At 64.7% G+C, this 13,013-nt stretch carries 13 protein-coding genes; 8 read left to right on the top strand and 5 right to left on the bottom strand.

From position 1 onward, the window contains the following. Positions 1–188: 188 nt before the first annotated feature. On the top strand, positions 189–377 hold the full coding sequence (locus IVA95_RS05775; RefSeq protein ID WP_247509633.1) for a putative motility protein: 189 nt from the start codon (positions 189–191) through the stop codon (positions 375–377). A 159-nt stretch (positions 378–536) separates the two neighbouring features. Here the strand turns inward: IVA95_RS05775 and IVA95_RS05770 are convergent, their stop codons facing one another. After that, complete coding sequence (locus IVA95_RS05770) at positions 537–1,214, bottom strand: TlpA disulfide reductase family protein (RefSeq protein WP_247509632.1); 678 nt, start codon at positions 1,212–1,214, stop codon at positions 537–539. Positions 1,215–1,336: 122 nt separating this feature from the next. Here IVA95_RS05770 and argH point away from each other — a divergent pair, with 122 nt between their 5' ends. From argH to lysA, 3 genes are all read left to right on the top strand, one after another. Continuing rightward, positions 1,337–2,734 carry an argininosuccinate lyase gene (gene argH / locus IVA95_RS05765; protein ID WP_247509631.1) on the top strand — a complete coding sequence of 466 codons (1,398 nt, stop codon included), beginning with the start codon at positions 1,337–1,339 and terminating at the stop codon, positions 2,732–2,734. A 112-nt stretch (positions 2,735–2,846) separates the two neighbouring features. Further along, positions 2,847–3,110 carry a lipoprotein gene (locus tag IVA95_RS05760; protein WP_213246800.1) on the top strand — a complete coding sequence of 88 codons (264 nt, stop codon included), beginning with the start codon at positions 2,847–2,849 and terminating at the stop codon, positions 3,108–3,110. Positions 3,111–3,123: 13 nt separating this feature from the next. Then, positions 3,124–4,389, top strand: coding sequence for a diaminopimelate decarboxylase (gene lysA, locus IVA95_RS05755; protein ID WP_247509630.1), 1,266 nt, complete (start codon positions 3,124–3,126; stop codon positions 4,387–4,389). A gap of 148 nt (positions 4,390–4,537) precedes the next feature. On the opposite strand, the gene IVA95_RS05750 is transcribed toward lysA, so the two are convergent. After that, entirely contained in the window at positions 4,538–5,428 is an 891-nt protein-coding gene (locus IVA95_RS05750) for an NAD(P)-dependent oxidoreductase (RefSeq protein ID WP_247509629.1), read from the bottom strand. A 136-nt stretch (positions 5,429–5,564) separates the two neighbouring features. After that, positions 5,565–5,945 carry a carboxymuconolactone decarboxylase family protein gene (locus IVA95_RS05745; RefSeq protein ID WP_247509628.1) on the bottom strand — a complete coding sequence of 127 codons (381 nt, stop codon included), beginning with the start codon at positions 5,943–5,945 and terminating at the stop codon, positions 5,565–5,567. 168 nt (positions 5,946–6,113) lie between these two features. Between IVA95_RS05745 and IVA95_RS05740 the strand changes: the two genes are divergently transcribed. Next, positions 6,114–8,747: a TIGR02302 family protein gene (locus IVA95_RS05740; RefSeq protein WP_247509627.1), complete on the top strand. Its 2,634-nt coding sequence runs from the start codon at positions 6,114–6,116 to the stop codon at positions 8,745–8,747. A 171-nt stretch (positions 8,748–8,918) separates the two neighbouring features. Here the strand turns inward: IVA95_RS05740 and IVA95_RS05735 are convergent, their stop codons facing one another. Both IVA95_RS05735 and IVA95_RS05730 read right to left on the bottom strand, forming a co-directional pair. Beyond that, the gene (locus tag IVA95_RS05735) at positions 8,919–9,296 is read right to left on the bottom strand and encodes a response regulator (RefSeq protein WP_213246810.1); all 378 of its coding nucleotides are present in this window, start codon (positions 9,294–9,296) and stop codon (positions 8,919–8,921) included. Positions 9,297–9,336: 40 nt separating this feature from the next. Continuing rightward, positions 9,337–10,233: an MJ0042-type zinc finger domain-containing protein gene (locus IVA95_RS05730; RefSeq protein ID WP_247509626.1), complete on the bottom strand. Its 897-nt coding sequence runs from the start codon at positions 10,231–10,233 to the stop codon at positions 9,337–9,339. A gap of 306 nt (positions 10,234–10,539) precedes the next feature. On the opposite strand from IVA95_RS05730, the gene ftsE reads away from it, so the two are divergent. From ftsE to IVA95_RS05715, 3 genes are all read left to right on the top strand, one after another. Continuing rightward, the gene (ftsE, locus tag IVA95_RS05725) at positions 10,540–11,199 is read left to right on the top strand and encodes a cell division ATP-binding protein FtsE (RefSeq protein WP_028348200.1); all 660 of its coding nucleotides are present in this window, start codon (positions 10,540–10,542) and stop codon (positions 11,197–11,199) included. After that, on the top strand, positions 11,192–12,163 hold the full coding sequence (locus IVA95_RS05720) for an ABC transporter permease (RefSeq protein WP_247509624.1): 972 nt from the start codon (positions 11,192–11,194) through the stop codon (positions 12,161–12,163). The genes ftsE and IVA95_RS05720 overlap by 8 nt, the downstream gene beginning before the upstream one ends. A 116-nt stretch (positions 12,164–12,279) precedes the next feature. Further along, positions 12,280–12,993: a YdcF family protein gene (locus IVA95_RS05715; protein WP_247509634.1), complete on the top strand. Its 714-nt coding sequence runs from the start codon at positions 12,280–12,282 to the stop codon at positions 12,991–12,993. Positions 12,994–13,013: the final 20 nt, after the last annotated feature.

Below are 13,013 nucleotides of genomic sequence, written 5' to 3'. Positions count from 1 at the left end.
CACCCTTGCACGATCATTCCACCGACACCTCTCCTGCAATTCCTGGAGACAGCCCTTCATCATGTCCCGCCTCTTGACACGGGACATAAGAGGATGAGGTCTGACAACGCATTTTGCCCCATTTCAATCTCCAAGCATTCGTTAACCGGTGCCGGGGTAGGGTGCCTCGCGTTTAAGGAGTGCTGCGTATGGATATGATGGCTATGGTTTCGAGCATGCTCGCGATGCAGGCGGCGGGCACGCAGCAGCAGATCCAGACCTCGATCATCAAGCAGAATGCGGACGCCGAGAAGGCCGCGGTTCAGACGCTGCTCGGTGCGCCCTCGACCGCCAATCTCGCCCCCGGCGTCGGCGGCAATCTCAATATTGCGGCTTGATAAGCCCATCACGCCATTAAGTCCCTCATGGTGAGGAGCGCGTCTCGAACCATGTGGCCCCGCTGGTGCCATTCATCCTTCGAGACGCCGCTGAGGCGGCTCCTCAGGACGAGGTCTGGCAGGAGAGGTCGGGGGCTAGCGCAGGCGCGTTTCAATCCCCTAAGACCCCGCCTTCATCGGCTGCATCGCGCCCTTGATCAGTTTGATCGCGTCCTCGCTGGCCCATTCGGCGGGGCCGGCAAGGGTGGCGATCTCGCAGCCCTGGGCGTCCACCAGCACCGAAGTGGGCATGCCTAGCGCCTTGCCTATATTCTTAAGATCCTGGAAAACCTTGGCTTTCTGGTCGGCGAAATAGCCGAGCCGGGTCAGATTAGCCTCTTTCAGGAAGTTTTTCGGCTTCTCGGGGTCGCGGGTGTCGATGTTGATGGCGACCACCTCGAAATCCTTGCCGCCGAGCTTGGCCTGCAGGTTCTCCAGCGCCGGCATTTCCTTACGACAAGGCACGCACCAGGTGGCCCACAGGTTCACCAGCACGGTCTTGCCACGCCATTCCGACAGCTTCCTCGGCTTACCCTCGGCATCCTCGAAGGCGAGGTCGGGCAGCCGCAACGGCGTCGTCGCCATCGTCAACGCGGCCACTTCGCCGTGCGCCAGTGGCGATATCTTGCGGGCCAGTTCGACGGCTCCCACACAGGATGGATCGCCGCCCGTGCCTCGCTTGAAGCTGCCGAGCCCGTAAAACGCGCCCAATCCGACCACGCCCGCAGCCGCCACCGCGCCGATGGCGATCGGGATCCGGCGCCTCGTGGCGGGGCGGGGCGGGGACGTTTCGGGCATATCGTTTGTCATCCTGTGTCAGATACGGCTATGCAGGGCTCAAGGTTACGGTCGAATTACGGTCGAGACCGCCACGGGTTTCGCGTAACTCCGACGATATAGATGGCAGGGCTTGGGAAGTCATGAGCAACAAGATGTGGGGCGGCCGGTTCAGCGAGCGTCCCGATGCGATCATGGAGGAAATCAACGTCTCGATCGACGTCGATCGTCATCTCTATGCCCAGGACATCGCCGCGTCCAAGGCCCACGCGGCGATGCTGGCCGCGCAAGGCATTATCACGGCGAGTGATGCGAAAAATATCGGCAAGGGTCTAGACACGATTTTGTCAGAGATCGGCAAGGGCTCGTTCGACTTCAAGCGTGCGCTCGAAGACATCCATATGAATGTCGAGAGCCGGCTTTCCGAGCTGATCGGGCCCGCCGCCGGGCGGCTGCACACCGCGCGCTCGCGCAACGACCAGGTGGCGACCGATTTCCGGCTCTATGTCCGCGACACGATCGACGAGACGGATGCGGCGCTGGCCGCCTTTCAGCACGCGCTGGCCAGCCGCGCGGCCGAACATGCCGCGACCGTGATGCCGGGCTTCACCCATCTGCAGACCGCGCAGCCCGTCACCTTTGGCCATCATCTGCTCGCCTATGTTGAGATGGCGGCGCGCGATCGCGGCCGGTTTGCCGACGCTCGGAAGCGGCTGAACGAATCGCCGCTTGGCGCGGCGGCGCTCGCTGGAACCTCCTTTCCGATAGATCGCACCGCCACCGCCAAGGCGCTCGGCTTCGACCGCCCCATGGCCAATTCGCTGGATGCCGTATCGGACCGCGACTTCGTATTGGAGACCCTGTCGGCGGCGTCGATCGCGGCCGTGCACATGTCGCGCTTTGCCGAGGAAATCGTGATCTGGACCTCGCCGCTGGTGGGGCTGGTACGGCTCTCCGACAAGTTCACCACCGGCTCCTCGATCATGCCGCAGAAGCGCAATCCGGACGCCGCCGAACTGGTGCGCGCCAAGACCGGCCGGGTGATCGGCGCGCTCAATGGTCTCCTGATCGTGATGAAAGGGCTGCCGCTCGCCTATCAAAAGGACATGCAAGAGGACAAGCAGGGTGCGATGGAGGCGTTTTCCGCGCTCTCGCTCGCGATCCGCGCCATGACCGGCATGGTCCTCGATCTCATCCCCGACGAGAACAGGATGAAGGCCGCGGCCGGCGAGGGCTATGCCACCGCCACCGATCTTGCCGACTGGCTGGTGCGGACGCTGAAGATGCCGTTCCGCGACGCCCACCATGTCACCGGGCGAATCGTTGCGCTCGCGTCGAAACAGGGCGTGGCGCTGCACGAACTGCCGCTCAAGGCGATGCAGGAGGTCGAGCCTGACATTACAGCGGACGCCCTGCGCGTGCTGTCGGTGGAGGCCTCGGTCAAAAGCCGGACCAGTTATGGCGGCACCGCGCCGAAGAACGTGCTTTCGCAGGCCAAAGCCTGGCTGAAGCGGCTGGAAAAAGAGCAAAAATCGGGCTGAGCGAAAAAGTTCGCTGCAATTTCTTGGGTTTTTCCTGGGTTTCCGTGGCCGATCGGCACTCGCCAGACTGCGGCAACCTTTGTATGGTGCGGCGCGCATTGGGGATTTCGTCGTGATCAGTAACTACCGCCCGTCATCGTCGGGATGGGCCATCATCCTGTTGAGCGTCACCGCGCTCGCACTCGGGGGCTGCGGACGCAAGGGCGGGCTCGATTTGCCGCCAAGCGCGCCGCCGCAGGCGCAGGCCACGTCGGATACCGAGACCGAGCGTGCAGCGCAGCCCGGCGTCTTCAATTCGACCTATGGATCCGAGGCAAGCCCCAGCGCCCCCAAGGGCGGCAAGAAGAAATTCGTTCTCGATCCGCTGCTGGACTGAGACTGAGCACGCCATGAATCACTTCGACTATCGCAACGGCGTGCTGCACGCCGAGGCCGTGAATCTGTCCGAGCTCGCGGATGCCGTGGGCACGCCGTTCTACTGCTATTCGACCGCGACGCTGGAGCGCCACTACCGCGTCTTCACCGAGGCCTTTGCCGGCGAGAAGACGCTGGTCTGTTACGCCATGAAGGCCAATTCCAATCAATCGGTGCTGCGCACGCTGGCAAAGCTAGGCGCCGGCGCTGACGTGGTGTCGGGCGGCGAACTGAAGCGGGCGCTGGCGGCGGGGATTCCGCCCAGCAAGATTCTGTTCTCCGGCGTCGGCAAGACCGAGATAGAACTGCGCGCGGCGCTGGCGTCGGACGTGCTTTGCATCAACGTCGAGTCCGAACCCGAACTGGAATTGCTGTCGAAGCTCGCGGTCGAGACCGGCAAGACCGCGCGGATTTCGTTGCGCGTCAACCCGGACGTCGACGCCGGCACGCATGCCAAGATCGCCACCGGCAAGTCCGAGAACAAGTTCGGCATTCCCATTGCACGCGCACGCGAGGTCTATGCCCGTGCGGCCAGCTTACCGGGGATCGAGGTGACCGGCACCGATATGCACATTGGTAGCCAGATCACAGATCTTTCCAAGATGGAGACCGCGTTCCGGATTCTTTCCGATTTCGTGCAGACGCTGCGCGCCGACGGCCACAAGATCGAGCATATCGATTTCGGCGGTGGGCTCGGCATCCCCTATCACGCCGACCGCGAGGCGCCGCCATTGCCGTCGGCCTATGCCGCGATGGTCAAGCGGGTGACGCACAATCTCGGCTGCACGCTGATGTTCGAGCCCGGGCGGATGATCGTCGGCAATGCCGGCATCCTCGTCTCCCGCGTCATCTATGTGAAGCCGGGCGAAGCCAAGAACTTCGTCATCATCGACGCTGCGATGAACGATCTGATCCGCCCGACGCTCTACGAAGCCCACCACGACATCCTCCCGGTTCGCGAGCCGGCCAAGAATGCGCGGACGATCACGGCCGACGTGGTCGGACCCGTCTGCGAGACCGGCGACTATCTCGCGCTCGATCGCAATTTGCCCGAGCCCAAGGCCGGCGATCTGCTGGCTATCATGACAGCCGGCGCCTATGGCGCGGTGCAGTCCGGCTTCTACAATACGCGGCCTTTAGTACCGGAAGTCCTGGTCAAGCACGACCAGTACGCGGTCGTTCGCCCCCGCATCGATGTCGATGAACTGATCGCGATGGATCGACCTGCGCCGTGGCTGTGAATGCGCGCGTGTCCCGGACGCGGTGCAGCGTGAAACGCTGCGCCGCAGAGCCGGGACCCACGCGTGACCAACCACGATGGACCCCGGATCAGCAGCGCACCACGTCGCAAGTGCGACGCGCTTGCGCAGCATCCGGGGAACGCAGCCTTCACTTTGTGCCGCCGACAATCACGCCCGCCGCCTTCTCGATTGGCTTGATCGCCGCAGTGAAATCTGATTCCGCGCCCTCGTCGCGGATGATAACTTCCCACAAGCGCCCGACCGCTTCGGCGACTTCCATCGACAGCCCCAGCGATTTCATCTCTTCCAGCGCGAGCCGCACGTCCTTCACCATCAGCCCGGTGGCGAAGCCGAAATCGAAACTGCGCGGCAGCACCGAGCGCGGAAACTTGTCGCGGCTCGCCGTGTTAAGCCCGGAACCTGCGTTGATGACGTCGATCATGACGGCTGGATCGAGCCCTGCCTTGACGCCCATCACAACCGCCTCCGACGTCGCCACCATCGCGGTCGCCGACAGGAAGTTGTTCGCCAGTTTCATTGTTTGCGCCGAGCCGGGCTTTTCGCCGATGAAAAACACTTTTCCGATCACGTCGAGCGCGGGCTTTGTCAGCTCGTAATCGGCGCGCGGGCCGGAGACCATCACGGCAAGCGTGCCCTTTTCCGCGCCGCCGACGCCGCCGCTCACGGGGCTATCGATCTGCACGATGTTCTTCTTGGCCAGCAGGCCGTGAATTTTCGCGGCCATTTGCGATCCGACGGTGGAGAGATCGACGAAGCGTTTGGCGCGCCTGCCTTCGATCACGCCGCCGGCGCCGGTCGCAACGTCGAGCGACGCCAGCAGCGACGGCAGGCTCGCCAGCACGGTCTCGCAGCGGTCGGCGATGTCTTTGGGCGAGGATGCGGCTTGTGCGCCGAGCGCGACGAGCTTGTCGACGGCTTCCTGCCGCGTGTCGAACACGATGAGTTGATGCCCGGCCTCGATCAGGCGGCGCGCCATCGGGGAGCCCATTTTCCCGAGGCCGATGAATCCAATTTCCATGATGTCTATTCCTCCACGTCGTCATTGCGAGGAGCAAAGCGACGAAGCAATCCATCTATCCGCGTGTGGCGCCATGGATTGCTTCGCTTCACTCGCAATGACGGCCGAACGTCTCGACTGCTTGTGCGAACGGGTCTTATGCCTGATCCAACTCCGCGAACACCTCGCGCGCGATGCGAAAGCTGTCGACGCCTGCCGGAATTCCCGCATAGATCGAAACCTGCATGAAGATCTCGCGGATCTCGTCGCGGCTGACGCCGTTGGTCAGCGCGCCCTTGATGTGCGCTTTCAGTTCATGCGGGCGGTTCAGGATCGAGATCATGGCGAGATTGAGCATGCTGCGGGTCTTGTGCGGCAGTTCCTCGCGGCCCCACACCGCGCCCCAGCAATATTCGGTGACGAGTTCCTGGAACGGCTTGTTAAAACCGTCGGCGTTCTTCAGCGCGTTGTCGACATAGGCCTCGCCGAGCACCGCCTTGCGAATTTCCAGGCCCTTATCGTGTGTCTTCTGGTCCATATCGCTTCCTCGTAGTTTTACGGTTCGGCGCGGACGTTACGCGGCGGGACGCCCGCAGTCACGCCTTCGTGTTATGTTATGCGTATTTCCGGGTGTGGGTTACCCAGGAACAGGTGCCTCATTGCCGCCGTTGTGCTAGGCTGAGTTGTCGACAACCCGGAGAGATTGTTGAACGGCGCTCCCCCCGACCACACAAAGCCCGCGCGCGAGCCGGATGCCGTCGCGCGGCTTCAACTGACGCAGGCCCTGCAACGTGCGCAGTACGCGATTGCGTGGGAACGTACCTGGCCGGGGCTTGCCCGGCTGCTGAGCGTTATTGGGCTGTTCCTGGTGGCGTCCTGGGCTGGATTGTGGCTGGCGCTGCCGTTCCTTGCACGCGCGATCGGCCTTGGCCTGTTTGCCCTCGCGGCGCTGGCCGCATTGTTCCCGCTCGCGCGGTTTCGCTGGCCGAGCCGCGAAGAGGCGTTGAGCCGGCTCGACCGCGGCACCGGCATTCGCCATCGCCCGGCGACCGCGCTGACCGATACACTTTCGACCAGGGATCCAATCGCACAGGCGCTGTGGCGGGAGCAGCGCGAGCGCACGCTGGCCTCGATCAAACGGATCCGAGCCGGGCTGCCTTCGCCGCGGCTGGCGATCCACGACCCCTGGGCGCTGCGCGCGCTGGTCATAGTGATGCTGGCGGCCGCCTATGTCGCCGCCGGCGACGAGCGCAGGCTACGAATTGCTGCGGCGTTCGACTGGAATGGCGTGCTGGCGCCGGCCAACGTCCGGGTCGATGCCTGGGTGACCCCGCCGCTCTATACCGGCAAGCCGCCGGTCATTCTGTCTGCCGCCAACAGGGATGCCGCTTCTCCCGATAGCGGAGCACCATTGCCGGTGCCTGCAGGCAGCACGCTGCTGGTGCGCTCCAGCGGCGGCAATATCGACGTCGTGGTCGGCGGCGGCGTGACCGAGGTCGCGCCCAGCGAGCAGGCGCCGAAGGGCACCAACGAACGGCATTTCAAGATCACGGGTGACGGCACCGCGCATGTCCGCGCGCCCTCCGGCCAGCCGCTGTGGCGCTTCGCGGCGACGCCCGACCGTGGCCCGACCATCTCGCTGGCGAAAGATCCGGAGCGCCAGGCCCGCGGCTCGCTGCAGATGTCCTACAAGCTGGAGGACGATTACGGCGTCACCGAAGCCCGCGCGCAATTCGCCGCCCGTCCGGCCGATGCGGCCAAGGATGGTAACAAGGAAGCCGGCAAGGAAGCGAACAAGGATGGCAAGACGGCCGAGCCACGGCCGCTGTTCGAGCCGCCGCAGTTTGCGCTGGTGCTGCCGAATGCGCGCACTCGCAATGGCGTCGGCCAGACGGTGAAGGATCTCAGCGAGGATCCCTATGCCGGCGCCGATGTGACGCTGACGCTCACGGCCAAGGACGAGGCCGGCAATGAGGGTAAGAGCGAGCCGTTCAACATGCGGCTGCCGGAACGGCTGTTCACCAAGCCCCTCGCCCGCGCCCTGATCGAACAGCGCCGCATTCTGGCGCTCGATGCCAATCAGAATTCGCAAGTTTATACCGCCCTCGATGCGCTGATGATCGCGCCGGAATTGTTCACGCCCGAAGCCGGTCACTATCTCGGCCTCTTCAGTGTTAAACATCAACTGGAGGCGGCGCGCACCGATGCCGCGATGCGCGAGGTCGTCGCGAGCCTGTGGGCGCTTGCCGTCACCATCGAGGATGGCAACATCACCGATGTCGAGAAGGCGCTGCGTGCGGCGCAGGAGGCGCTCAAGCAGGCGCTGGAGCGTGGCGCCACCGACGAGGAGATCAAGAAGCTGACGGATAATTTGCGCGCTGCGCTGGATAATTTCCTGCGCCAGCTCGCCGAGCAGTTCCGCAACAATCCGCAGCAACAGGCGCGCCCGCTCGATCCCAACACGAAAATGCTGAGCCAGCAGGATCTCAAGAACATGCTCGACCGGCTGGAGCGGATGTCGCGTTCCGGCGACAAGGATGCCGCCAAGCAGCTATTGGAACAGCTACAGCAGATGCTGGAAAACCTGCAGATGGCGCAGCCCGGCCAAGGCGGTGACAACGAGATGGAGCAGGCGCTGAACGAGCTCGGCGACATGATCCGGAAGCAGCAGCAATTGCGCGACAAGACCTACAAGCAGGGCCAGGATTCGCGACGCGACCGCATGCGCGGCAAGCAGGGCGAGCAGAGCATGGGCGACCTGCAGCAGGACCAGCAGGGCCTGCGTGACCGCCTCAAGAAGTTGCAGGAAGAGCTCGCCAAGCGCGGCATGGGCCCGGGCCAGCGCGGCCAGCAAGGCCAGCGTGGCGACCAGCAGGGGCAGCAGGGCCAACAGGGTCAAGGCCAGCAGGGTCAAGGCGGCGAGCAGGGCGATGGCGAGGATGGGCTCGATCAGGCCGATTCCGCCATGGGCGATGCCACCGGCCGGCTCGGCGAGGGCAATGCCGATGGCGCGGTGGACTCGCAGGGCCGCGCGCTCGACGCGCTGCGCAAGGGCGCCCAGAGCCTTGCGGAAGCCATGCAGCAGGGTGACGGCGACCAGCCGGGGGACGGCCCCGGCAACCCCAGAGGCCGCCAGCAGGGCGCCGCCAACTCGACCGATCCGCTCGGACGGCCGATGCGCAATAACGAATTCACCGACGACTATACGGTGAAGATCCCCGGCGAGATCGACGTGCAGCGGGTTCGCCGGATTTTGGAAGAACTGCGCCGCCGTCTCGGCGATACGGCCCGTCCGCAGATCGAGCTCGATTACATCGAGCGGCTGTTGAAGGATTATTGAAAACTCCGCTAGCGCGCGCTGTCATCACCCGCCAACGGGTCGCGCGAATGCGCGCCCGATGACAGGCTCCGGCGGGTGATCCAGTATGCCAGAGACGTTAGTAGTTGAATCGAGAAGCCGCGGCGTACTGGGTCCCCCGCCTTCGCGGGGGACGACGACCATTGATGTGGCTTATCCGTTCTTCCGCGCCGCCAGCGCGTCTGCAACCGCAGTGCGGATGTCATGCACGGAAAACGGTTTCGTCACCACGTCGTGCACAATGGCGTTAAGGCCGGAGGCGCGTTCGCGCTGGTCGGCGAAGCCCGTCATCAAGAGGATTTTCAGGTCGGGAAAATCGCGCGCCGCCGTCAGCGCCAGCGCGATGCCGTCCATCACCGGCATCTGGATGTCGGTCAAGAGCAGGTCGAATAGCCCTTGCTCGCGCGTCAGGATATCGAGCGCTTCGGCGCCGTCCTCGGCGGTGACGGTCTCGTGGCCATCCATGGCGATGGCGCGCGCCACCAGCGAGCGCATGGAGTCTTCGTCATCGGCAATCAGCACGCGTGGCATGAAATCTTGATCTCTCGCCTTGCAGGACAGGCGGTCAGGTTCAGGCGTGACCGGCCAGATCCCGCTTGTTGAAAAAGCGTACGTCAATATTACGGCCTTCGGGCGGCGGCGAAGCCAGCCGCGATTTGAAATAGGCGCGCTCGCCGGGCTTGAGCACCGGCTGCTCCAGCACCGCGTTCCAGGCGTAGATCTCGGCGCCCTGCGCGTCGCGGACGGAGAAGCGCAGCCGCGGCAATTCGACCGGTTTTTTGGTCTCGCCGACGATCACGCCCTCGATGACCAGAACCGGCTTGCCGTCCACGGTCTCGTTGGTGATCTTGATGTCCTTGAACGCCAGCCCGCGCAGGTTCACTTCCAACCCGACCATCTTGTAGAACGTCGCGGTTTGCGGTAGCAGCCGCACGATTTCGGTGCGCCAGATCATCAGCGCCAGTATCAGCGCGCCCATCGCGGCGCAGGCGGTCGGCAGGCCGACGGACGGCATGAACGGAATACGGGGCAGGGAGGGCAGCCGCAAAAGACGGGCAAGCCGCTCGCGGTGCGTGGTGATCGGGATGTCGTCATGGTCTTCGGCATCCCGCCGGGCAACCGATGGCCAGTCGCTGTCGCCGCCCTGGCGCGACCCTTCGCCCTCGGCCGGCCAGCCGGCCGAAATCGAGGGACTGTCGACCACCGGGGTGTCCTGTCCCTCTTCCTCGCGCGCCATCGCCTCCCATTCGGCCGCGGCATCGTTTGCGGCCGGCTGGCTCGATTGCGCCGGAGCTGGCGGAGGACTTGGCATGGCGGCCGGTTCGGGGGCGGCCAGTTCGATCGCGTCCTCGGGCCGCGCCAGCCAGGTTTCCTTGCAGCGGGAGCAGCGGACGGTGCGCCCGGCGGCGCCCAAGGTGGCCGGATTGATGGCGTAAGATGTTGTACAATGGGGACAAACGATATGCATGGAGCCCAGCTCACCAGTGTCTTCGCCCGGATGCTACATACCGACCGTTAACGAATCGGAAACCATAACGGCCGCAAAACCGTTTTGTCCGGTTGGCGCCCAAACCAGCGGGCCACGAGCCCAAAGTTCAGGTTCGGGTCCGGGTTCAGGTTCAAGTCCGGGGTTTCCGGCCACGGTCCACGCCGAGCGGAGCTCGGCCACGGTCCACGCCGAGCGGAGCTCGGCCACCGTCCACGCCGAGCGGAGCTCGGCCACCGTCCATGCCGAGCGGAGCTCGGCCATGGTCCATGTCGAGCGGAGCTGAGCTTGGTTCGGTTCGAAAATGTCGGTTTGAGGTACGGGCTCGGCCCGGAGATTTTGCGCGACCTTTCCTTTGTGATTCCCGCCCATTCCTTCCAGTTTCTCACCGGTCCCTCGGGCGCGGGCAAGACCTCGCTGCTGCGGCTGTTGTTTCTGTCGCTGCGGCCGACCCGCGGCCTCGTCAACCTGTTCGGCCAGGACGTCTCGCTGCTGGGCAAGGATCAGATTGCGGGTCTGCGCACGCGCATCGGAATCGTGCTGCAGGATTTTCGTCTGCTCGACCACATGACGACCTACGAGAACGTGGCGCTGCCGTTCCGTGTGATGGGCCGTGACGAATCCAGCTATCGCCGTGAGGTGATCGACCTCCTGAAGTGGGTCGGCCTCGGCGAGCGCATGGACGCGCTGCCGCCGATCCTGTCGGGCGGTGAGAAGCAGCGCGCGGCGATCGCGCGCGCGGTGATCTCGCGGCCGCAATTGCTGTTGGCGGACGAGCCGACCGGCAGCGTCGATCCGACGCTCGGCCGGCGCTTGCTACGGTTGTTTATCGAGTTGAACAGGCTGGGCACCGCGGTGATCATCGCGACCCACGACATCACGCTGATGGACCAGTACGAGGCGCGGCGGATGGTGCTGCACCAGGGACGGCTGCACATCTATGAGTAGGGCCGGTGACGAGCATGGGCCGCTGGTGGACCTCGGGACCGAACGCCCGCAGGTGCCGGCGCGCGCGCGCAATATGTCGCCGATCGTGCCGCGGGCGTCGATCTCCGGCCGCGCGCTGGTCGCTGTCGTCGCTATCATGACGTTCCTGGCATCCATCACCACCGGCACCGTGCTGCTCGTCAGCGCATCGGCGGCGGAATGGCAGTCTGAAGTCGCGAGCGAAATCACCATGCAGGTGCGCCCGCAGGCGGAGCGCGACCTCGAGCGCGATGTGGCCGCGGCGGCGGAGGCGATGCGGACCCAGCCCGGCATCGTCCAGGTTAAGCCGTTCAGCAAGGATGAATCGGCCAGATTGCTGGAGCCGTGGCTCGGCAGCGGGCTGTCGATCGAGCAGTTGCCGGTGCCGCGCGTCGTCGTCGCGCGCGTCCAGCCCGGCACCACGCTCGACCTCGCGGCATTGCGCGCCAGGGTGACGCAAGTGGCGCCGTCGGCGAGCGTCGACGATCACCGTGCCTGGATCGAGCGCATGCGCTCGATGACTGGCGCCACCGTGTTTGCCGGCGTCGGCATTCTCGCGCTGGTAATTGTGGCGACGATCATTTCGGTGTCATTCGCGACCCGCGGCGCGATGGCGGCGAATCGCCCGATCGTCGAGGTGCTGCACTTCGTCGGCGCCGGCGATCGCTATATCGCCAACCATTTCCTGCGGCATTTTCTCAGGCTCGGGCTGGAGGGAGGGGTGATCGGCGGCGGCGCCGCGATGCTGGGTTTTGGCTTTTCCGAATCGATCGCCGCCTGGTTCTCGGGCACCCCCGTCGGCGATCAATTCGCAGCGCTGCTGGGGACATTTTCGCTGCCGCCATCTGGCTATCTGGCGCTGGCGGTACAGGCCGTGGCGATTGCCGCCATTACCGCCTGGGCGTCGCGGCGGACGCTGTTTGCGACGCTGGATGATATCGATTGATTGGGGCCATTGGTATTTTCAAGTGAAGCAAGTCACGGACTTGACCCCGGGACCGGGACTCCACTTCGCCTGAAAACGTTCTAGAATTATCCGGGGGACGAGGGTTGCCGGACGATATGGATTTGCAGCACGACGATAGCACGCCGGGAACGCGGGCCGCGCGGCCGCGCGGATGGCTGCGCGCGGTCATCGTCGGCTCCATGGCGATCCTATTCGTCGGTGCGGCGGTGGGCTTTATCGCCTTTCTCTCGCAATTGCGCGGCGTCGAAATCAAGCCGGCGCGCAGCGCCGACGGGATCGTGGTCTTCACCGGCGGCTCGTCGCGGGTGTCCGATGCGATGGAATTGCTGGCCAGCGGCTACGGCAAGCGGCTGTTGATTTCGGGCGTGCATCCCACCAACGCCGCGCGCGACATTTCGCGCTCGCTGCCCGACAACCAGTCGCTGCTCGGCTGCTGTGTCGATCTCGACCGCTCCGCGGTCAACACGCGCAGCAATGCCGCCGAGACGCGGCGCTGGGCGCGGGAGCGCGGTTTCAAATCGCTGATCGTGGTGACGTCGAACTACCACATGCCGCGGGCCATCCTGGAATTGTCGCATGCGATGCCTGACGTCGCGCTGATTCCGTTCGCGGTCATCGGCGACAAATGGCGCGACGAGCCGTGGTGGACCAGCGGCGCGACGCTGCGTCTGTTGCTGTCGGAATATTCGAAATATGTCGCCGCCGAAGTGCGCGTGCGCCTCGCCGGTGCGGGCATCGATCTCGTGCCCGAACCTTCCGATCAGCCCGCGCCGGCGCCGAGCCGGCCAGCGACGGCGCAAGTCAACTAGGCGCGTACCTGGATCCGCGA

Origin of the sequence: Bradyrhizobium sp. 157 (genome assembly GCF_023073815.1) — a bacterium.
In the GTDB taxonomy this organism is placed as follows: Bacteria; Pseudomonadota; Alphaproteobacteria; order Rhizobiales; family Xanthobacteraceae; genus Bradyrhizobium.
This window is presented reverse-complemented; position numbering and strand designations above follow the sequence as displayed.

Excerpts from the sequence above, each read along its gene's own strand:
- IVA95_RS05775 (WP_247509633.1), top strand. The coding sequence starts at position 189 with ATGGATATGATGGCTATGGTTTCGAGCATGCTCGCGATGCAGGCGGCG.
- IVA95_RS05770 (WP_247509632.1), bottom strand. The coding sequence starts at position 1,214 with ATGCCCGAAACGTCCCCGCCCCGCCCCGCCACGAGGCGCCGGATCCCG.
- argH (WP_247509631.1), top strand. The coding sequence starts at position 1,337 with ATGAGCAACAAGATGTGGGGCGGCCGGTTCAGCGAGCGTCCCGATGCG.
- lysA (WP_247509630.1), top strand. The coding sequence starts at position 3,124 with ATGAATCACTTCGACTATCGCAACGGCGTGCTGCACGCCGAGGCCGTG.
- IVA95_RS05750 (WP_247509629.1), bottom strand. The coding sequence starts at position 5,428 with ATGGAAATTGGATTCATCGGCCTCGGGAAAATGGGCTCCCCGATGGCG.
- IVA95_RS05745 (WP_247509628.1), bottom strand. The coding sequence starts at position 5,945 with ATGGACCAGAAGACACACGATAAGGGCCTGGAAATTCGCAAGGCGGTG.
- IVA95_RS05735 (WP_213246810.1), bottom strand. The coding sequence starts at position 9,296 with ATGCCACGCGTGCTGATTGCCGATGACGAAGACTCCATGCGCTCGCTG.
- IVA95_RS05730 (WP_247509626.1), bottom strand. The coding sequence starts at position 10,233 with ATGCATATCGTTTGTCCCCATTGTACAACATCTTACGCCATCAATCCG.
- IVA95_RS05720 (WP_247509624.1), top strand. The coding sequence starts at position 11,192 with ATGAGTAGGGCCGGTGACGAGCATGGGCCGCTGGTGGACCTCGGGACC.
- IVA95_RS05715 (WP_247509634.1), top strand. The coding sequence starts at position 12,280 with ATGGATTTGCAGCACGACGATAGCACGCCGGGAACGCGGGCCGCGCGG.